This is a genomic window from Micromonospora sp. B9E7 (assembly GCF_039871815.1).
GTDB lineage: Bacteria > Actinomycetota > Actinomycetes > Mycobacteriales > Micromonosporaceae > Micromonospora.
The window spans coordinates 219,681-238,915 of sequence record NZ_JBDPLX010000004.1 but is presented as its reverse complement, the minus strand read 5'-3'; the positions used below and the strand labels follow the sequence as shown (position 1 = coordinate 238,915).

General features: G+C 71.3%; 16 protein-coding genes. 5 read left to right on the top strand and 11 right to left on the bottom strand.

What is annotated here, in order from left to right:
* Positions 1 to 98 precede the first annotated feature (98 nt).
* Complete coding sequence (locus ABGB10_RS08855; protein ID WP_347660369.1) at positions 99 to 1,475, top strand: FAD-dependent oxidoreductase; 1,377 nt, start codon at positions 99 to 101, stop codon at positions 1,473 to 1,475.
* Positions 1,476 to 1,520: 45 nt separating this feature from the next.
* On the opposite strand, the gene ABGB10_RS08850 is transcribed toward ABGB10_RS08855, so the two are convergent.
* From ABGB10_RS08850 to ABGB10_RS08825, 6 genes are all read right to left on the bottom strand, one after another.
* Positions 1,521 to 1,997, bottom strand: coding sequence for a heme-degrading domain-containing protein (locus tag ABGB10_RS08850; RefSeq protein ID WP_347660368.1), 477 nt, complete (start codon positions 1,995 to 1,997; stop codon positions 1,521 to 1,523).
* A 26-nt stretch (positions 1,998 to 2,023) separates the two neighbouring features.
* Complete coding sequence (locus ABGB10_RS08845; RefSeq protein WP_347660367.1) at positions 2,024 to 3,496, bottom strand: SDR family NAD(P)-dependent oxidoreductase; 1,473 nt, start codon at positions 3,494 to 3,496, stop codon at positions 2,024 to 2,026.
* A gap of 201 nt (positions 3,497 to 3,697) precedes the next feature.
* A complete protein-coding gene (locus ABGB10_RS08840) occupies positions 3,698 to 4,603 on the bottom strand; it encodes a siderophore-interacting protein (protein WP_347660366.1) in 906 nt (301 codons plus the stop codon).
* A 28-nt stretch (positions 4,604 to 4,631) separates the two neighbouring features.
* Complete coding sequence (locus ABGB10_RS08835; RefSeq protein WP_347660482.1) at positions 4,632 to 6,731, bottom strand: iron ABC transporter permease; 2,100 nt, start codon at positions 6,729 to 6,731, stop codon at positions 4,632 to 4,634.
* Between the two features lie 5 nt (positions 6,732 to 6,736).
* Positions 6,737 to 7,720, bottom strand: a complete 984-nt coding sequence (locus tag ABGB10_RS08830; protein WP_347660365.1) for an iron-siderophore ABC transporter substrate-binding protein — start codon at positions 7,718 to 7,720, stop codon at positions 6,737 to 6,739.
* 33 nt (positions 7,721 to 7,753) lie between these two features.
* On the bottom strand, positions 7,754 to 8,587 hold the full coding sequence (locus ABGB10_RS08825; RefSeq protein WP_347660364.1) for an ABC transporter ATP-binding protein: 834 nt from the start codon (positions 8,585 to 8,587) through the stop codon (positions 7,754 to 7,756).
* A 113-nt stretch (positions 8,588 to 8,700) separates the two neighbouring features.
* Between ABGB10_RS08825 and ABGB10_RS08820 the strand changes: the two genes are divergently transcribed.
* Positions 8,701 to 11,880 carry a BTAD domain-containing putative transcriptional regulator gene (locus ABGB10_RS08820; RefSeq protein ID WP_347660363.1) on the top strand — a complete coding sequence of 1,060 codons (3,180 nt, stop codon included), beginning with the start codon at positions 8,701 to 8,703 and terminating at the stop codon, positions 11,878 to 11,880.
* 1 nt (position 11,881) lies between these two features.
* Here ABGB10_RS08820 and ABGB10_RS08815 read toward each other — a convergent pair whose 3' ends face one another.
* Together ABGB10_RS08815 and ABGB10_RS08810 are read right to left on the bottom strand one after the other, a co-directional pair.
* Positions 11,882 to 12,709 carry an ABC transporter permease gene (locus ABGB10_RS08815; RefSeq protein WP_347660362.1) on the bottom strand — a complete coding sequence of 276 codons (828 nt, stop codon included), beginning with the start codon at positions 12,707 to 12,709 and terminating at the stop codon, positions 11,882 to 11,884.
* Positions 12,706 to 13,686 (bottom strand): ATP-binding cassette domain-containing protein, encoded by a 981-nt coding sequence (locus ABGB10_RS08810; RefSeq protein ID WP_347660361.1) that lies wholly within the window; start codon positions 13,684 to 13,686, stop codon positions 12,706 to 12,708. The genes ABGB10_RS08815 and ABGB10_RS08810 overlap by 4 nt, the downstream gene beginning before the upstream one ends.
* Positions 13,687 to 13,907: 221 nt before the next feature.
* On the opposite strand from ABGB10_RS08810, the gene ABGB10_RS08805 reads away from it, so the two are divergent.
* The 3 genes from ABGB10_RS08805 to ABGB10_RS08795 all read left to right on the top strand — a co-directional run bounded on the left by ABGB10_RS08805 (position 13,908) and on the right by ABGB10_RS08795 (position 16,317).
* Positions 13,908 to 14,450, top strand: a complete 543-nt coding sequence (locus tag ABGB10_RS08805; protein WP_347660360.1) for a DinB family protein — start codon at positions 13,908 to 13,910, stop codon at positions 14,448 to 14,450.
* Between the two features lie 36 nt (positions 14,451 to 14,486).
* Entirely contained in the window at positions 14,487 to 15,098 is a 612-nt protein-coding gene (locus ABGB10_RS08800) for a dihydrofolate reductase family protein (RefSeq protein ID WP_347660359.1), read from the top strand.
* A gap of 277 nt (positions 15,099 to 15,375) precedes the next feature.
* Positions 15,376 to 16,317 (top strand): hypothetical protein, encoded by a 942-nt coding sequence (locus tag ABGB10_RS08795; RefSeq protein WP_347660358.1) that lies wholly within the window; start codon positions 15,376 to 15,378, stop codon positions 16,315 to 16,317.
* Positions 16,318 to 16,369: 52 nt separating this feature from the next.
* On the opposite strand, the gene ABGB10_RS08790 is transcribed toward ABGB10_RS08795, so the two are convergent.
* The 3 genes from ABGB10_RS08790 to ABGB10_RS08780 form a co-directional block, all read right to left on the bottom strand.
* Positions 16,370 to 16,834, bottom strand: a complete 465-nt coding sequence (locus ABGB10_RS08790; protein WP_347660357.1) for a GNAT family N-acetyltransferase — start codon at positions 16,832 to 16,834, stop codon at positions 16,370 to 16,372.
* A 66-nt stretch (positions 16,835 to 16,900) separates the two neighbouring features.
* Positions 16,901 to 17,638, bottom strand: a complete 738-nt coding sequence (locus ABGB10_RS08785) for a GntR family transcriptional regulator (RefSeq protein WP_347660356.1) — start codon at positions 17,636 to 17,638, stop codon at positions 16,901 to 16,903.
* A gap of 793 nt (positions 17,639 to 18,431) precedes the next feature.
* Positions 18,432 to 19,235 (bottom strand): methyltransferase domain-containing protein, encoded by an 804-nt coding sequence (locus tag ABGB10_RS08780; protein ID WP_347660355.1) that lies wholly within the window; start codon positions 19,233 to 19,235, stop codon positions 18,432 to 18,434.

Here is a 19,235-nt window from a genome sequence, read left to right as displayed (position 1 = left end):
GGCGAGCGTCACGCCGGACGACCGTCCACCGGTCCGCCCGCCCAGCGAACGCTGGCGGACACGGAGGGCGCCACACTTCGTTTCACTTGGAGAGCACGATGTCCCTCTCCCCATCACGGGTCTTCGCGGAGCTGAACGCGGCTCGACCCCCTGACCAGCCCTTCCCGACGATGGGTAGGGCCGTGGTGGTCGGCGGCAGTGTCGCCGGCCTGCTGGCCGCCCGGGTGCTGTCCGATCACGCCGACAGCGTCGTCATCATCGACCGGGATGACCCGCAGCTGGCCGGCGCGCGGCCCGGCGTACCCCAGGGGACGCAGCTGCACGCGCTGCTGCCCGGCGGCTTCCTCCAGCTGGAGCGCCTGTTTCCCGGATTCCGCGACGCGGCGCTGGCCCGCGGGGCGGTCGAGGCGCCGCCCGAGGCGCGGCGCAACTACCTCGACGGCCGGGCGAAGGTCGTCGTCCCCGACGACGCCGACAGTCTGGCGGGCAGCCGCCCGCTCCTGGAGGGGCTGATCCGCCAACAGGTGCTCCGACTGCCCAACGTCAAGACGGTCACCGCACGCGCCACCGGTCTCGTGTTCGACGGCGCGGCGGTCAGCGGGGTCCGCTGCGAGGTCGCTGGGGTGACCGGCGTCGAGACCGGTGACCTCGTGGTGGACGCCATGGGCCGGTCGAGCAGACTCTCGGACTGGTTGGAGCAGGCCGGCTGGGAGCGGCCGGTGACCCGGCGGATGACCGTGCACCTCAACTACGCGACCGCCCTGTTCCGCCGCCCGGAGGTCACCCCGGCCTCGACGGTCGTGCTGGCACTGCACACCCCGAAGAGGGCGGTGGACGTGGCCGGGGCCGCGTTCTTCGCCATCGAGGACGGCCGGTGGATGGCCATGATGGCCGGTTACGGCGACGACCGCCCGGGGCGCACCCCGGAGGACTTCGTCCGTCGCCTGCGGGAGCAGTTCCCGCCGGAGTTCGGCGAGGTCGCCGACCAGGAGATGCTGGGCGACGTCCAGACCTACCACCATGCCGACAGCCGCCGACGGGACTTCCACGCGCTGAAGCGGTTCCCGGCCGGCCTGGTCAGCGTCGGCGACGCCGTCGCGTCGTTCAACCCGGTGTACGGGCAGGGCATGACGTCGGCGGCCCTGCACGCGGCCTGCCTGTCGACGTACCTGCGGTCCCAGCCGGATCCGCGGGTGCCCGCGCGCCACTTCCTCGCGTTGCAGCAGGTGGTGGTCGACGCCGCGTGGTCGATCTCGACCTCCGCCGACCTGGCGTTGCCCCATGTCGACGGGCCCTACCCGCGCGGCTACCGGATCTCCAGTTGGGCGAGCAGACAGATCATCGCCGCGACCGTCACGGACGTGGCAACCGCGCGCCGGTTCAACGACGTCGTGTCCATGCGCGAGCACCCGCGTTCGCTGGCCCGGCCCGGCGTGCTCCTCGGCGCGCTGCGCGCCAATCGACGGGCGCGCTGACGACCAGCCCGGCGGCCTGGTGTAGAGGCCGCCGGGCCCGCCCGGCTAGCGCGGGAGCTTGCGGAGGACGTCGACGACGAACCGGTGGTCGTCGAGCTGCGGCAGCCCGGAGACACCCACCCAGCCGACCACGCCGGTGCCCCGGACGCGCAGCGGCACCGCGCCCCCGGCCGCGGCGTACCGCGACGCCGGCAGGCCGAACCTCTCGGCCAGCGTCACCTGCTTGTCCTGGCACAACCGGGCCATGTACAGCGACGAGTGCTCGAACCGCATCACCACCCGCCCCTTGCGGCGCAGCCAGGCGTCGTTGTCCGCCGTCGACCCCGGCAGGCCGCAGTGGAACAGCTGGCGCCCCGCCCGCCACACCCCGATCGACACCGGCAGGCGCTGCTCACTCGCGGCGGCGACGGCGAGCATCCCCAGCTCGTACGCGTCCGTCTCGGACAGGCCCGCGAGTTCCAGCTCGCTCTCCTCGCGCAGCAGCTCGTCGAGCGTCGGCCACGGCTCACGGTCGTCTGACATGTTCTTCTCCTCGTCGTTGCGGGCGATCACCAGGCGCAGGGCGCGTAGTCCTTCAGGAAACAGCCGTACAGGTCTTCGCCCTGCTCGCCGCGGACGATCGGGTCGTACACCCGGGCGGCGCCGTCGACCAGGTCCAGCGGGGCGTGGAAGCCCTCGTCGGCCAGTCGCATCTTCGTCGGGTGCGGCCGTTCGTCGGTGATCCAGCCGGTGTCGACGCTCGTCATCAGGATGCCGTCGGTCAACATCTCCTCGGCGCTGGTGCGGGTCAGCATGTTCAACGCGGCCTTGGCCATGTTGGTGTGCGGGTGCCCCGGCCCCTTGTAGCCGCGGCCGAACTGGCCCTCCATCGCCGACACGTTCACCACGTACTTGCGGCGGGCCGACGCGGCGGCCATCGCCGGGCGCAGCCGGCTGACCAGCACGAACGGCGCGGTGACGTTGCACAGCTGCACTTCGAGCAGCTCGACCGGGTCGACCTCCTGCACCCGCTGGACCCAGCTGTTGACCGAGTCGAGGTCCGGCACGAGGCCCCCGGCGTCGATGGCGGTGGACGCGGCGATCCGCTCCGGCGAGGCGGAACGACTGGTGAGCGCCAGTGCGGTGAGCGCGTGCGGGGTGAGCCCGGCGGTGAGGCTGCCTCCCGTGGCGCCCTGCCCGCCCGGCTTGGCGAACGTGATCAGCTCCGGCAGCGGGCCGTCCGGCAGGGCAGCGGCCTCCGCGGCGACGAGCTGCGCGTACGCCCCGGGGGAGCGGCGCACGGTCTGCGCCGCGTTGTTGATCAGGATGTCGAGGGGGCCCTGGCTGCTGACGTCGTCAGCCAGCGCGATCACCTGGGCGGGGTCGCGCAGGTCGATCCCGACGATGCGCAGCCGGTGCAGCCAGTCCGCGCTGTCCGGCATCGCGGCGAACCGGCGGACCGCGTCGTGCGGGAACCGCGTGGTCACCGTCGTGTGGGCGCCGTCGCGCAGCAGTCGCAACGCGATGTACATGCCGATCTTGGCCCGGCCGCCGGTGAGGAGCGCGCGTCGGCCGGTCAGGTCGGTACGGGCGTCGCGGCGTTCCCGGTTCAGTGCGGCACAGGACGGGCAGAGCTGGTGGTAGAAGGCGTCCACCTCGCGGTAGCGCTGCTTGCAGACGTAACAGCCGCGGGGATTGTGCAGGAAGCCCGCCGTCTCGCCCGCGACCGAGGTAGCGAGCGGGATGCCCTGGGTCTCGTCGTCGATCCTCCCGGGAGCACCGGTGGCCGTGGCCTCCGTCACCGCCCGGTCGGCCGCGAGGATGGCGTCTCGCCGTTCCTCCCGTCGCCGCTGCTTGACCACCTTGTAGAGCCGGGCGGTGGCCCGCTGCACCCGCAGCACGTCCGGATGGTCGGAGGGCAGCGCCTCCAACGCCTCGAAGACGCTGAGGCAGGCCTCCAGCCGCTCTCGGTCGATGCCCTTCTGATCGCGTTCGCGGTCAAGGCCCTTCTGACCGTTCTCGGTAATGTCGTCCACCGTCATGCGTCGTCGTCTCGTCCCGTATCCCGTGCCGGATCACCCCGGCTCGCCCCAAGTCCGACCCGAAACTGTACGCACCGCGCGCCCTCCGACGCACCTCGCGGCCGTCCCCGACCTCGGACGCGCGTCGGTCCCGGCCTTGGAGGCGCGGCCGTCCCGATTTTGGAGGTGCCGCCGCCCGGCCTTGGACGCGCCTCGCGGCGGTCAGGCGCCGTCGGCGTGCCCGAGACGCCAGTAACCCATGAACGCCACCGCCCGCCGGTCCATCCCTCGCTCGGCGACCAGGTGTCGCCGCAGGGTGCGGATGACACCGGCCTCCCCGGCCAGCCACGCGTACAGCGGCACCGAGGCCACCTCCTCGGGAACCTCCCACAGGATCTCGGTGTCCACGTCCACGTCCGCGACGGGCTGCGTGGCCCCCGAAGGGCCCGGGATGAGCAGTTCCTCTGCCGCGGCGGCGACCGCGGGCACCAACCGGCTGCCGTGTCCGTCGCGTCCGCGAGGCAGCCAGCGGACCTCGATGCCGGGGGGCGTGATCAGCGGCAACACGTCGTCGGCGTCCGGCACCTCCAGCAGGACCGTGCCCCGGGCATCCAGGGGGAGTCGCTCGCAGATGCCGGCGATCGCCGGAACGGCGGTCTCGTCCCCGGCCAGCAGCAGGCAGCTCCCGGCCGACGGCCGGAACTCGATCCCGCCGTGGTTGCCGTCGAAGCCCGCGTCCGGACCGACGATGGCGATCTCGTCGCCCGCGCTCACCCGCCGAGCCCAGCGCGTCGCCGGCCCACCGTCGCCGTGCAGCACCAGGTCGACGTCGACCTCGGCCAGGTGCGGTCGGACCGCCCGCACGGTGTAGGTGCGCACCGGATTGCGCAGGTGCTCCGGCAGGGCCCGCCACTTCGCATACCAGTCGGCTCCCCCCGGAAGATCCACCCCAGGCTGGCCGGGCAGCGGCAGCGCCAGCTTGATCCGTTGGTCGTACCCGTTGTCGGCGAAGCGGTCGAGGTCCACGCCGGTGAAGGTCACCCGGGTGAAGGACGGGCTGAGTCGGCGTACCGCGCGAACGGTGACGGTGAACACGCGCCACGGGGCGATGGACAGGGTCTCGGTCATGGGTGCCTCTCCGGGGTTGGGCCGGCGTCTACCGGGGGTTGTTCGTGACGGCGCGGGAGCGCCACAGCAGCCAGACGAAGTACGGGGCGCCGATCATGGCGGTGACCAGGCCGGCGGGAACCTGGGCTGGTGCGATGACCGTCCGCCCGACGGTGTCGGCGATGCTGACCAGCGCCGCGCCGAGCAGCGCGGCCACCGGGAGCACCCGGGAGTGCCGGCCACCGACGAGCGCCCGGGCGGCGTGCGGGGCGACCAGGCCGACGAAGCCGATGACCCCGACGGCCGAGACCGCGGTGGAGGTGAGCAGTGCCGCCGCGCCGAGCGCGACCAGTCGCGTGCGTTCCAGGCGGACGCCCAGCACCCGGGGCGTGTCGTCGTCGAGCGCCATCAGGTCGAGTTCGCGCCGGGCGGCGACCACGGCCGGGGTGAGCACCAGCAGCGCGATCAGCACGGGGAGCACCTGGGTGGGCATCCGGCCGTAGGTGGAGCCGGACAGCCAGGTCAACGCCTTCCCGGTGTTCCACGGGTCGAAGGCGACGACCAGGTAGGTGATGACCGCCATGCCGCCCTGCCAGGCGCCGAAGCCGATCAGCACCAGTCGGTCGGAGCTCAGCCCGCCACGCCAGGCCAGGCCGTACACCAGGGCGAAGGCCAGCATCGCGCCGAGGCCGGCGACGCCGGAGACGGCCCACACCCCGGCCAGCGGCACGAAGGTGAGCAGCGAGACGGCGCCGAGCCCGGCCCCGGCGGTGATGCCGAGGATGCCCGGTTCGGCCAGCGGGTTACGACAGACCGCCTGCACGGTGGTGCCGGCCACCGCGAGCGCCGCGCCGGCCAGGACGGCCGCGGCGACGCGCGGCCACCGCTGGTCCAGCACGAAGGTGTACGCCGGCCCGGTGGTGCCGTTGATCCAGTTGACGACGTCACCCAGCAGCACCCAGGTGTCACCGGCGAGCATGCCGACGGCCACGGCGGCGACGGTCAGCACGGCGGTGACGGTGAGGACGCCGCGGTGGAAGGCTGCCGAGCGGACTGCCGCGTGCCCGCCGGGCGGGCGGCGGGTGGGGCCCGCATCGCGGTGCCGGCGGGCCAACCAGATGAGGATCGCCGCGCCGAACAGGGTGGTGACCACACCGGTGGGAATGTCCACACCGGCCTGCCCGCCCATCACGGCGCGCAGCAGCACGTCGGAGCCGAGGACGATGATGACCCCGGCGATGCCGGACAGCGGCAGCAGGACGCGGTGCCGGTGCACCCCCGGCACCACGGGGGCGAGCAGCCGGACGATCACCGGGGCGCACAGGCCGACGAAACCGACCGGGCCGGTGAGGGTGACGGCCGCCGCGGACAGCAGCACGGCCAGCACCATGACGGTGAGCCGGGTACGACGCACGTCCAGGCCGAGCACGGTGGCGGTGTCGTCGCCGAGGGCGAGGATGTCGAGGCGGTGCCCGAGCAGCATCAGCACGACGATGGCGCCGACGATCACCGGGGCCAGTTGGGTCAGCGCGGTCAGGTCGCTCTGCACCAGCGAGCCGTTGCCCCAGGCGAACAGCCCGATGGTGGCCTGCTCGAACAGGAGCAGCAGCAGCGTGGTCACCGACCCGAGGGCCAGCGCGGTCGCCGAGCCGGCGAGGATGAGCCGGGTCGTGCCGGCCTGCCCACCGGAGGACATGGCCATCACCAGGCCGGCGGCGGCCAACCCTCCGCAGAATGCCAGGCCGCCGGCGGGCAGCGCGGGCAGCGAGACGCCGAACGCGGCCACGGAGACGATCGCCAGGTGGGCGCCGGCGTTGACCGCCAGGGTGTCGGGGGACGCGAGCGGGTTGCGGGCGATCGACTGCAACGCCGCTCCGGCGAACCCGAGCGCGACGCCGATGGCCAGGCCGGCGAGCAGCCGGGGCACCCGGGAGGCGATCAGCACGCGGGCTGCCTCGTCGTCGGTGCCGGTCACGAGTCGCAGCAGGTCGAGGGCGCCGACGGTCGAGGTGCCCTGGGTGAGGTGCACTGCGCTGACCACGAGCAGCAGCAGGATCGCCGCGACGAAGACACCGACGACGCGGGGCATCGCCGGACGTCCGCCCGGAGCCGGCCGGGTGGCCGGCTCCGGGCGTGGGGGTGCGTTCAGCACGCTCACACCGTGTACGTCTTGACGAGTTCGTCGATGTACTGCTTACCGGACAGCGGCCCGCCGAAGGTCCAGATGCCGTTGGGCATCTTGTGCAGGTTGCCCTTCTGCACGAACGGCAGTGACTTCCAGATGGCGTTGCTGGCGAGACCGTCGGCGAACACGTCGTCGCCGTCGGAGGCGTTGTAGAAGAGACGCATGTTCGGGTCCTTGAGCACGGTCATGCCCTCGACGTCGGTCTGGCCGAGGCCCCACACCTCATCGGTCTTGCCGGTCCAGGCGTTGGTGAGGCCGAGCTGGATGCCGATCTGGGAGACGAGCGCGCCCTTGCCGAACATCCGGATGCTGACGGTGCTGCCCTCCTTCCAGCCGTCGGCGATGGCGAACGGCTGGCCGGCGGCGCCCGCGTCGGCGATCTTCTTCTTGCCGTCGGCGATGGCCGTGTCGAAGTCGGCGAGCAGCTTCTCCGCCTCGGTGGTCTTGCCGACGGCCTTCGCGATCATGTTGAGGTCCGCGCGCATCCGGCCGAGGTTGTCGGTGGCGTCACTGGCCTTGGCGACCACGACGGGGACGAACTTCTCCAGCTGACTGACGATGGTGCCGCCCCGGTCGTCCTCCATCACGACGAGGTCGGGCTGGAGGGCGACGATCGAGTCGATGCTGGGTTCGCCGCGAACGCCGACGTCCTTGACGCTCGGGTCGAGCTTCGCGGAGGTGACCCAGGTGGCGTAGCCCTTCGGGTCGGCCACGCCGACGGGCATGACGCCCAGGCTGACCAGCATCTCGACCTCGCCCCACTCGAGCCCGACGACCTTGGTCGCCGGGGCCTTGAGGGTGATCTCCTTGCCGCGGCTGTCGGTGATGGTGACCGGCCCGCCGGCCGCCGAGGCGGAGGTTTCGGGAGCGGCGGCCTTCTCGGTGGTGCCGCAGGCGCCGAGGGTCAGGGCGGCCACGACGGCGATGAGGGCGGTGAAACGGGTACGGGTCATGACGGTCTTTCTCTGCTGTGGATGAGGGGTGTTTCAGACCAGGGCGCGGACCGCGTGCCGCCCGACGGGGCGGGTGGTGACCAGTCCGCTGATCGGATCGGTGGTCACCTCGATGCGAATTCCGTAGGTCTCGGTGAGGGCTTCCTCGGTGAACACGGTGGCCGGGGCGCCGGTGGCGCGGACCCTGCCCTGCTGCAGCAGGACCACCTCGTCCGCCACGGCGGCGGCCTGGTTGAGGTCGTGCAGGACGACGCCGACGGCGACGCCGTGGTCGTCGGCGAGGTCGCGGACCAGGTCCAGGATCTCCACCTGGTAGCGCAGGTCGAGGAACGTGGTGGGCTCGTCGAGCAGCAGCACCGGAGTGTCCTGGGCCAGGCAGGTGGCCAGCCACACCCGCTGCAACTCGCCTCCGGAGAGTTCGTCGACCGGACGCTCGGCCATGGTGGCGACGCCGGTGACGTCCATCGCGCGGGCGATGGCGGCGGGACCGTCCGGATCCTCCCTGCGCCAGCGCCCCCGGTAGGGGTGGCGACCGTAGCCGACGACGTCGTGGACGGTGACTCCGCTGGGCACCGGCCGGCTCTGCGCGAGCAGGGTGACCCGGCGGGCGAACTCCCGGGACGGGAGGCTGGCGGCAGCGACGCCGTCGGCGAGGTGGACCAGGCCGGACTCGATCGGATGCAGGCGGGCCAGGGCCCGCAGCAGCGTGGACTTGCCACTGCCGTTCGGCCCCACCAGCGCGGTGACGGCGCCCGCGCGAAGGTCGATCATGGCGCCGTGCACCACCGGCACACCGTGGTAGCCCAGTCGGAGGTCGACGCCGGACAGGCTGCGCTCCCCGTTGGCCGACGCCAACTCGCTCTTCATGAGGTTAGGCTAACCTAACGGAATGCCGGCGTGTCAAGCCGGCGATCGGGCCGTGGTCATCGGGACGGACCGGTGGTCGTCGGACCCGCGCGCGCGTGAGGGATGCTGGGTCCGTGCAGATCACGACCCTCGGTCCGTTCGCTGTCGACGGCCAGCCCGTTCGGGGTGAACGGCTCGCGGCGGTGATCCGCGCGCTCGTCGACGCGCGTGGACGGGCGGTCTCGACAAGTCTGCTCGTGGACGCCGTGTGGGACGGCGCGCCACCCGACGACGCGACAGGTGCGGTGCAGGCGCTCGTGTCCCGGGTGCGCAGACTCGGGTTGCCCGTGGTCGCGGTGCCGGGCGGATACCGGTTGCCCGCCGAGGAGGTCACCGTCGACGCGGTCGAGGCGCGGGCGTTCGTCGACCGGGCACGGACCGTGCTCCACTGCGGTGACGTGCGCGCCGCCCGCGGCCTGGCCGACCAGGCGCGTGCCCTGTTCCCCGAGGTCCCCGAACTCGACACCGCGGAGGACACTCGCCTGTTCGCGGACGTCGCCGCGCTGCGCGCACAGGCGGCACTCGCCGGCGCAGGCTCGTTCGACGAGGCCGACCTGGGTCGGCTCGTCGCGCGTACGCCGCCGGACGAGCCGTCCGCCGCCCTGCTCGTCCGGGTCCTCGCCGCGCAGGGGCGGGAGGCGGAGGCGCTGGAAGTGGTGCAGAGACTCCGGGCCGAACTGGCCGACAGGTACGGCACCGACCCGTCACCCGTGATCACACAGGTGCACCTGGCGCTGCTGCGCGGCGAACTGACCACCCCGATCGTCGAGGCGTCGCCCCGGCAGCCGACGCGGATCGCCCTGCCCGCCGCCTGGCGTCGGCCGATGACCGCCCTCGTCGGCAGGGAACGCGATGTCACGGCCGTGGTGGCGGGAATCGCCGACGCGCCGCTGGTGACCATCGTGGCGACCGGCGGCGCGGGCAAGACCCGTCTCGCCGCCGAGGTGACCCGTCGCGCGGCGGCGGCCGGGCGGTCGGTACGCGTGATCGAACTCGCCGGCCTGCGCTCGTCCGACGAGGTGCTGCCCACGGTGCTCGCGGCCCTCGGGGGCGCGGACACCTCGGCCACCGGCGGCAACCTGGGCCTGGAACGGCGGGTGCTCAGCCCCGAGGAACGCCTTCGCGCCGTGGCACCCGACCTCGACGGGTTGGTCGTGCTGGACAACTGCGAACACGTCCTCGACGCGGTGGCCACCGTCGTCGCGGACCTGGTCGCGGTGACCTCGCCGGAGGTCACCGTGCTCGCGACCAGTCGGGCCCCGCTGGGCCTCGCCGGCGAACTGGTGCACCGGTTGACCGCGTTGCCGGACGACGACGCGCTCGCCCTGATCGAGTCCCGGGCGAGAGCCGGTGGTGCGGTGCCGACCTGGGACACCGCACGGGCGCTCGCGCTGTGTCACCGGCTCGACAACCTGCCCCTGGCCCTCGAACTCGCCGCCGCACGGCTGCGACACATGCCGATCGACGACGTCCTCGCCGGACTGAGCGACCGGTTCGCGCTGCTCGACGACGCCCTGCGCGGCCTGCCCGAGCGGCACGCGAGCCTGTGGGCGATGGTCGACTGGAGCAGGGAGTTGCTCGCCGAGGACGACCGGGAGTTGCTCCAGCGGGTCGCGGTCATACCCGCGCCGTTCACCGCCGACCTCGCCGCCGCGGTCGCCCGCACCCCGGACGTCCGCCGCGGCCTGGCGACACTCGTGGAACAGTCCCTGTTGACCCTGGTCGAGGGGGACGGTCCGCCGCGCTACCGGATGCTCGAAACGGTCCGCGAGTACGGCGAAGCCCGCCTCGACGCCGTGGGTGCCCACGCGTCGGCCATGACCGGCCTGGTCAGGTGGGCCCGGAACCAGGCGGTGGCGCTCGCCGGCCGGTTCGTCGGCCCGGAACAGGTCGATGCCCTCAACCACTGCGCCGCCGAGCAGGACAACCTGCTCGCAGCCCTGCGCTGGGCGCTCGAACAGGACGACGAGCCCGCCACGATCGACGTCGCGACGGCCCTGTTCCATCTCTGGACGGTGCGCGGCCTGCACCTGGAGGTCCTCGGGTGGGCGCGGGGCCTGCTGGGTGTCGACGACCCGGACCGACGGCGCCGCTCCGCGATCCTGCACGGTCGCGCGGTCGGCAGACCACTACCCGACGCTGACCGTCTCGCCTGGGTGTGCCTGCTGATCGGGCTCAACTCCGGCATCAGCGGCGAACTCCGGCTCGCGGTGCTCTCCCGGCGGGCACTTCGGACGCTGCTCGCCGAGCGTCCCGGCGAGGTGTCGTCCCGGTTGACCACGCTCGCGTCGGCGCTGCCCGAGTTCGACGTGTCCGATTCGGAGCGGAGCGTGAAGGCCGCTGACGAGATGGTCGCGCACCCCGACCCGTACGTGCAGGCCCTCGGCCTGTTCGCCCGCGCCGCGGTCCGGGAGAACGGTGGCATGCCCGAGGCGTCGGTCATCGACGCCGAGCAGGCGTACCACCGCTTCGCGGTCGTCGGTGACCACTGGGGCATGGCGATGGCGGCCGGGGCTGTCGGGCAGTTCCTCAATCCGCGCGGGCACACCGGGTCGGCCGAGTGGCTGGCGCGCAGCGTCCGCCACATGGAGATGGTCGGCGCCACCCAGGATGCCCGGTCGATCCGGGTACGGCTGGACGTGCAGCTCGCCCTGACGGGTGACGGGGAAGCCGAACGACGGCTGGTGGAGACGGCCGCACCGGGCGACGGCGAGGCGGTGGACGCCGCCGTCGCGTGCCTCGGGCTGGCCCACCTGGCCTGGCAACACCGGCGGGACGACGAGGCCCGCGCGTACGGCGTCCGGGTGACCCGGATCCTGGACGGCTGGACGAGCCCGCAGCCACAGCCCCGGGCCATGCTCCGGGTCGCGGTGGCGGTCCTCGACCTGCGGGTGGCGCAGGCACGGCCGGTGCCGGGGGAGAACGCCGACGCTCACGCGGTCGCCCTGTTGACCCTCGCCCGGGACGACGCGCTCTCCTCGAAGGACCTGCCCATCATCGGCGCGTGGGCTCAGGGCGGCGCCGAACTCGCGGCGCACCGGGGTGACGACGAGGCCGCGCGGGAACTGTTCACGCTCGGGGCGCGGGTCGGCACCCACGTCGGGACGTTCTTTCCGCCCGGAAACGCCGAACGGCTCGACGCCGCCCTCGGGGACGAGGAGCAGCGTGAGCCGTTGCTGGCCGTGTGGCGCGAGCGGTCGGTCGCCGCCGCAGTCGCCCGGATCCGCGAGCTGATGAACGACCTGCTCGCCTGAGCTAGATCTTCTTCCGGTACGCGCGCAGCGCCAGCGGCATGAACAGCACCACGAAGCCGGCGCACCAGGCGAGCGTCCACCACACGTGCGAGCCGAGCGGGGTGCCGAGGAACAGGCCGCGTACCGACGCCACCAGGTGGGTCATCGGGTTGACGTCCACGAACGCCTGCATCCAGCCGGGCAGGGTGTCGGCGCCGACGAACACGTTGGACGCGAAGCTCAGCGGCATGATCAGCGCGAACATCACGCCCTGCACGGCACCCGCGGTGCGGACCTTCATCGACACGAGCACCGGCAGCCAGCTCAGGCAGAGCGCGAACAGCACCGCGAGCAGACACCCGGCGATCGCCCGGAACGGGTCGGTCTCGATCCGGAAGCCCATCACGTAGCCGATCGCGAGGGTCGACACCGTGACGATCACGTACCGGACGACGTCGCCGAGGACCGCGCCGACCAGTGGTGCGGAGCGGGGGATCGGCAACGACCGGAACCGGTCGAAGATGCCCTTGGCGATGTCGGTGTTCAGGTTGACGCCGATCGCGATGGCGCCTGTCGCGATGGTCTGCGCCAGGATGCCGGGCAGCAGGAACTGCAGGTAGTCGTGGGTCGATCCGGCGACCGCGCCGCCGAAGACGTACACGAAGATGACGAGGAACAGCACCGGCTGCAACGTGACGTCGATGAGCGCCTCGGGCGTACGCCAGGTCTTGATGAGGCTGCGCTTGGCGAGTGCCAACGAGTGCCGGACCAGTCGGAACGGTCGCGGGTTCGGGGTGGTCGTCGAGAGCGCCCGGTTTCGGGTGGGTGGTGCGTCGATCAGAGTGCTCATGCCGCGACCTCCGTGGGGCGGGTGGTGTCGTCTTCGGACGCCGTACGCCCGGTGAGGGTGAAGAACACCTCGTCGAGGCTCGGCAGGTGCAGGGACAGTTCGGTGATCGCGATGCCGGCCGTGGCGAAGCGCGCGACGCTCTCGGTCAGGGCCGCGTCGTCGGTGACGGGCACCGCGAGGACGCCCTTGCGGATCTCGTCGGCCTGCCCGCCGGAGCCGACCTGGGTCAGGATCTCCGCGGTCCGGGGCAGTTGGGCCGGGTCGGACGGCCGGACCTCGAGGGTCTGCCCACCGACGACCCGCTTGAGCCCTTCGGGTGTGTCGTGCGCGATCACCCGACCGTGGTCGATCACCGTGATCGCGTCGGCGAGCGCGTCGGCCTCCTCCAGGTACTGCGTGGTGAGCAGCACCGTCGAGCCGTTGCCGACCAGCGAACGGACCACGTCCCACATGTCCTCGCGCTTGGCCGGGTCGAGCCCGGTCGTCGGCTCGTCCAGGAAGATCACGTCGGGGGAACCGACGAGGCTGGCGGCCAGGTCCAGCCGTCGCCGCATGCCGCCGGAGTAGGTCTTGGCCGGCCGGTTCGCGGCGTCGGTCAGGTCGAACCAGTCGAGCAGCTCGGCGGCCCGTCGCCGGGCGCCGCCGCGCCCCAGCTCCAGCAGGGTGCCGAACAGCTCCAGGTTCTGCCGGCCGGTCAGGTCCTCGTCGACCGAGGCGTACTGGCCGGTGAGGCCGATGCTCTGCCGAACGCGCTCGGCGTCCCGTACCACGTCGAAACCGCCGATCCGGGCGGTTCCGCCGTCCGGGGTCAGCAGGGTGGAGAGGATGCGTACGGCGGTGGTCTTGCCGGCGCCGTTGGGGCCGAGCACCCCGAGCACCGTCCCCCGGGGAACCGCGAGGTCCACGCCCTGCAGCGCCCTCGTCTTCCCGAAGGTCTTGACGAGGCCCTCGGCCTCGATCACCAGGTCAGCTGTCATGCGTACAGCATGCGCAGGCCCGCCGACACCGCCCTGACACGCCACCGACACCCGCTGACACGGTCGTCGCCTCGCTGAGGTGTCTCCGGTGATCTTGGTTGGTGGGGCAATCGGAGGCGACGACATGACCGGCTGGTCGGCGATGGTGGGCACGCACGCACGGCCGGCGACGGCGCGCGCGAGGGGCATCGTCAGGCTTGCGTTGTGTGTAGGTTGCGGAAGTGACAAGGAGCGAGCGAATTGCGGACCAGTTGGACCGGCACTGGCAGAAGAACCTGAGGCCGCGGCTGCACGGTCTTGCCGACGAGGAGTACTTCTGGGAGCCGGTGCGTGGCTGCTGGAGCATCCGCCCACGTGACACGTCGGGGACACCGATGTCGGAAGGTTCGGGGGAGTGGACGATGGACTTCGCGTCCCCTGCCCCGGTGCCGGCGCCGGTGACCACGATTGCCTGGCGGCTGGCGCACATCATCGTCTCCTGCTTGGGTTATCGGGTCGGATGGCACTTCGGCGGCAAGGAGGTCGACTCCCAGACATTCGCCTACGCGGGGACCGCTGACGAGGCGCTGCGACAGCTCGATGAGATGTACGGGAGATGGAACGCGGGGGTCCGCGAGCTCTCGGACACTGACCTGGAGAATCCGCCCACGGTGGGTCCCGAACGGTTTCCGATGGAGGGCATCGTCCTGCACATCAACAGGGAGCTGATCCATCACGGCGCCGAGATCTCCCTGCTGCGCGACCTCTACCGCTGGAAGGACTGATGATCTACCGCTGGCAGGACCGATGAGGAGGGCCCGATGGGCCGCACGGTGTTGAGCATGAGCGTGTCGTTGGACGGCTTCGCCGCCGGCCCCGACGTCACCGCCGGACAACCGATGGGCAGAGGCGGCGAGCGGCTGCACGAGTGGCTGTTCCAGGCCGACGGGGATCGCGCTGTGGCGGCCGACGGCGTCACCCCGGTCGGGGTCGACGCCGCGCAGGTACGGGAGCGTCATGCCACGACCGGCGCCGTGGTGATCGGCAAACGGACGTTCGACGTCGGTGTGGACCTGTGGCAGGACACTCCGTTTCCGGTGCCGTGCTTCGTGGTCACTCACGAGTCGCGTGACCCGTTGCGGATGAAGAGCGACGTCTTCACGTTCGTCAACGACGGACTCCACAGCACGCTGCGCCAGGCGCGACAGGCAGCAGGCGACCGGAACGTCCTCATCATGGGCGGGCCCACCACAGGACGACAGTTCGTCAGGGCCGGGCTGGTGGACGAGATCCACGTCCAACTCGTACCGGTGTTCCTCGGCACCGGCACGCGCCCGTTCGACGACCTCGGCACCGACCGCATCGAACTCGAACGTACCGCGGTCATCGAATCACCACACGTCACGCACCTACGCTTCCACGTCCCGAGGTGACCGCCCGGCGTCGGCCGGCCCGCGCGGTGTGGTGATCGAGTCGACTCCCGCCGGACAGACCGGCTGGGAGGCCGGCCAACGGTTGCGCGGCCGCACCATCTGTCGAAGTCGCGATATGCTGACGACGGCAGAGCGCCTGCCAGCGCCCGATGTGGTGGCCCACGCCTGACCGCATGCCGGGGCCAAGAGTCTCCGACTCCGCGCCGCTATGTCGACTCCCGGCGTGCCGGCCACGCCGCCCGTTCGGTGGAGTGCGTGGGGCTGCACCGGAGGCGTCATGTCTGATCCCATTCCCCGGCGGACCCCGGCCCCGGGACGCGCCCGCAAGCGCGCCATCCGGGAGCACGCGGCCAGGGCGGGCGTTGCCTACTCGGAGGCCGCCCGGCAACTCGAGTCCGTCGGCCTCCGGCCCGGCGAAACCCTTTCCCGCTATGGGCGGACGATCTATCCGCTCGGGTTCGATCCGCATCGCCAGTTGCTTGTCGAACGCCGTGAGCGGCGGTCGTTCGAGGAGCGGGTGTCGGACACCAGGCGGGCCGCGGTCCTGCCTCATGGCCGCGCGCAGCACCTCGTCGAGCGGTTCCCGCCCAGCCGTGGGCGTACCGGCAGCGGGGTCGGCTCGCTCTATCACGGCGAGGGCCGCGAGGAACTGCTCGCGATGCTGTACATCGTGATCGTGGCCGAGTCGCCGGGGTTGCTGCCCGAGGTGGGGGACCTCGCCTGGATCGCGGAACTCGGCGAGGACACCGCGCTCGACACGGCCTGCGCCGAAATCGACCGCGAAGCCCGCCGCCTGCTCGACCAGGAGCCACCGGCCCTCTGGTCGGGCATCCAGAAGGCGCTGACCATGGCCGAAGGCAGCGTGGAGGGACAGGTCCGCCAGGAGGCGATCCGGCAGACCGCGCTGTTGAGCACGATGATGACGCCGCGTCTGGGTTACGCGGGCGAGCCGTACGTTCCGGGGTTGCCCGTCGCCGGGGTCCGGCAGATCCTCGACGCGCTGCTCATCGTCGCCGACGACGGACACGCGCCGGGCACCCGGGTACGCCTGCTCGCGCAGCCGCACGGCGGGCGGTCGGCCACGATCATCGGTGCCCGGTGGGCTTCGTCCGGCCCGCCGGTGGGCTATCTCGTGTGGCTCGACGGGGCGACGGCGCCGCTGTCGACCCGCCCCGACGACCTGGTCGTCCTGGCCGACCAGGAGACCACTCCGCGCTGAGCCAGGGCCCGGCTCGGTGGTGTCCGCGTCGCCTGGACCACCCTCGGATGGATCAGGCGACGGCCAGGCGAAAGACCTGTCGGGAACCGCCCTCCGGACCGGGATCGGCGGTCTCGGCAGGGGTGAAACCAAGGCGTTCGTAGAAGGCACGCGCACCACTGACGCAGGCGGCCGGGTGATCGGCGCCGAAGGTGACCACTTCGACGGAGCCTGAGCCCCGCACAAACCTGCGCATCGCCTCTGTCATCAGTGCACGACCAACACCCTTCCCGCGTGACTGCTCAGCTACGACAAGCCAGTGGATGTGGTGGGTCGGGGCCTTCGCCGCGAACAACAACCCACCGAGGAGATCGGGCCCCGAGGAGACAGCAACGATCGCTGTGGATCGGTGAATGTGCTTGCGCACAGCGTTCTGGAAGCCGCGATCCTCGACCATCGGGCCGAACCAGCACTCGACCTGGGCCGCCAGGCCAAGGAAGCCGTAGAAGTCCTGCTCTTCCGCAAGCCTGACGATCACCCGAGCAGTCTGGCAGGAATGAGGTGAACCCTGCCTGACCGCTCCTCGACTCATCCGCACGGTCGGCTAGCTGAGGTGGATCAGGTAGTCCAACTCAACTCGATCAGCCCGCATCACGATGTGCGCCACCTCGGCTACCCAGTCGTTCACATAGGTCTGTCTGGTGATGACGATCACGGGGACTCCACCAGGGATGCGCAGCGCCTCGGCCTCGTCCGAGGTCGGCATTCTCCACGCAGGACGTTCGCGAATGCTGGTGATGGTGTGCCCAAGGCTGTAGAGCTGCGACGTGTTGCCACCAGGCCAAGGCTCGTTCTCGGGGTTGGCTACTGGGGTGCCAGCGACCATGTCCAGCAACAGGCGTGAGACGGACATCTGTTGCGGAACGCCGTGGGTGCGGAAAAGGAAGTGACGCTCGAGGAGCATCGTCCCCGGCTCCACGTTGAACAGCTCTGCTATCGCCGCAACGGCCGGCACCTCCCGGAAGTCCTTGTCCAAGCTGTAGGCCGACCACTTCACCTGCTGATCGGCCGTGAACGACGTGCCGAGCTCGCCGCTCCGGACCTGCTCCAGCTCTTTGCGGTACCGCTCTGAGGCCACCCGGCGCACGGGCGCGATCGGGCGCGCGTAGGTGCCACGTCCCACCTCCGTCAGCACCAAGCCTTCGGAGCGCAGCAACGCCAAAGCTTCACGAACGGTCCCGCGGGCGACTGAGAAGTCAGCCATCAACGTCGACTCACTGGGCAGCAATGAGCCAGGTGGGATAGCGCCAGCCTCGATGCGGCGGCGTAGCTCGTCGGCCACCTGGCGATATCGACGGGGCTGCTGGTGCGGGTAGGCACGTTCGCCACCGTACTCCCGATCTTCCTGAAACCTCCTCCGTGCCACGACACGATGACAACCTGTCTAGACAGGTTGCACAGACAGGCTCTAACGTAGCAGCGAGACCGGCACGGAGAGTGATCTAGGGGTAGGCACCCGTGCCGGTCTCTCAAGAACGAGGGAAGGTCCCCGTGCGCCGATGGAAGTGGTTCCAGAGACCTGATGAGCAGTGATGCTTGAGCAGCCTCGCCCAGAACCTCCATTTACCGTGATCATGGCCGGGTTTGTCGTCGACCTCCACAATCGCGCCACGTGCCCGCGCTGCCAATCTGATGGTTGCCCGAAGCTGAGGGCTGCCGGGCTGACGCTGAAGGTGTGGCGGACGAGGAAGCCGGCATGAAGGCAGGTGACATCCTGCGGCTGGACCGAGCTGTCAGCGTTCAGTTCATGCGCCCCATCACCGTACGAGTCATCAGGGTTCTTGACTGGATCACCTACGACGGATGGGCCTGGATCGACTGCTACCAGCTCGGCCCGAGCGGTGACGCCGTCGCGAGACGCTCGCTGTTCATTCAGTCGGCGCACGTGCGGTACGTACCCCCTGCACCGCGACCGGGAGGCCAGGCGCCACGGGCGCAGACCGGCCGGGCTCCCTCGCGGGGAGCCCGGCCGGTGCGGTCGATGCCTCCGTAGAGCTGTCCGGCTCAGCGGGGGGCGTGCTGCGGCGGGAAGGCTACGGGCGGCGTGACCGCTCTCCGCGCGGTGGTCTACCTGCTCATTCCGGCAGACGGCCCCGCGTGGAGACGAAGTGGTACGACATGACGGCGAACCCGGGGTCACGGACCAGCCGCCGGAAGGCGTTCAGTTGGTTCGGCGACAACCCGGCGGCGAGCAGGTCCGGCTCCAACTGGCGGGAGTTCGTCTCGTAGAGCGACGCTCCGGTCGTACCGCCGGCCCAGCTCTGCGAGTGGGTGATGGTGTCCAGGTCGGTCAGGCCGGCGAGAGCCATCTCGGTGTGCACGTCCTGTGCCCACCCCAGGTCGGCGCCGTGGTCCTCCAGGACGCCCATCATGGCGTCCATCACCTGCCCGAAGAGCTTCGCGGCATCGTCGGACGGCGCGGTCAGGACGCGTAGCGGCTGCGTGCAGTCGAACTCCTCGACCACCAGCCATCCGCCGGGAGCCAGCGCGCCGGTGAGCGTACGCAGGACCCTTCGACGATCGGGGAGGTGCAGCAGCACGAGCCGGGCGTGGATGAGGTCGAACGCGTCCCCGGGCGGCGGTTCGGTGCGCACGTCGTGCCGGCGTACGTGCAGGTTGCCCTCGGCCACCAGGTGTGTCGGGTCGATGTCCGTGGCGAGCACGGAGCCGTCGTCGCCGATCGCGCGGGCGATCCGCCGGGCCATCGAGCCGCCGCCCGCCCCGACCTCCCAGCAGGTGGCACCCGGTCGCAGCACCGGGCGGGCCAGGCGGCGCGTGGTGATCGGGTCCAGGAAGGACTCCAGCGCGTGCATCTGGGGAACGGCGTCCGGTTGGCCGTTGTCGAACGTGTACGTGCCGTCGCTCGTAGCGGTTTCCAT

What these genes read in the sequence shown, in the direction of transcription:
- ABGB10_RS08780 (WP_347660355.1), bottom strand. Translation starts at nt 19,235, where the DNA reads ATGGAAACCGCTACGAGCGACGGCACGTACACGTTCGACAACGGCCAA.
- ABGB10_RS08800 (WP_347660359.1), top strand. Translation starts at nt 14,487, where the DNA reads ATGGGCCGCACGGTGTTGAGCATGAGCGTGTCGTTGGACGGCTTCGCC.
- ABGB10_RS08830 (WP_347660365.1), bottom strand. Translation starts at nt 7,720, where the DNA reads ATGACCCGTACCCGTTTCACCGCCCTCATCGCCGTCGTGGCCGCCCTG.
- ABGB10_RS08845 (WP_347660367.1), bottom strand. Translation starts at nt 3,496, where the DNA reads ATGACGGTGGACGACATTACCGAGAACGGTCAGAAGGGCCTTGACCGC.
- ABGB10_RS08825 (WP_347660364.1), bottom strand. Translation starts at nt 8,587, where the DNA reads ATGAAGAGCGAGTTGGCGTCGGCCAACGGGGAGCGCAGCCTGTCCGGC.
- ABGB10_RS08855 (WP_347660369.1), top strand. Translation starts at nt 99, where the DNA reads ATGTCCCTCTCCCCATCACGGGTCTTCGCGGAGCTGAACGCGGCTCGA.
- ABGB10_RS08810 (WP_347660361.1), bottom strand. Translation starts at nt 13,686, where the DNA reads ATGACAGCTGACCTGGTGATCGAGGCCGAGGGCCTCGTCAAGACCTTC.
- ABGB10_RS08815 (WP_347660362.1), bottom strand. Translation starts at nt 12,709, where the DNA reads ATGAGCACTCTGATCGACGCACCACCCACCCGAAACCGGGCGCTCTCG.
- ABGB10_RS08795 (WP_347660358.1), top strand. Translation starts at nt 15,376, where the DNA reads ATGTCTGATCCCATTCCCCGGCGGACCCCGGCCCCGGGACGCGCCCGC.
- ABGB10_RS08840 (WP_347660366.1), bottom strand. Translation starts at nt 4,603, where the DNA reads ATGACCGAGACCCTGTCCATCGCCCCGTGGCGCGTGTTCACCGTCACC.
- ABGB10_RS08850 (WP_347660368.1), bottom strand. Translation starts at nt 1,997, where the DNA reads ATGTCAGACGACCGTGAGCCGTGGCCGACGCTCGACGAGCTGCTGCGC.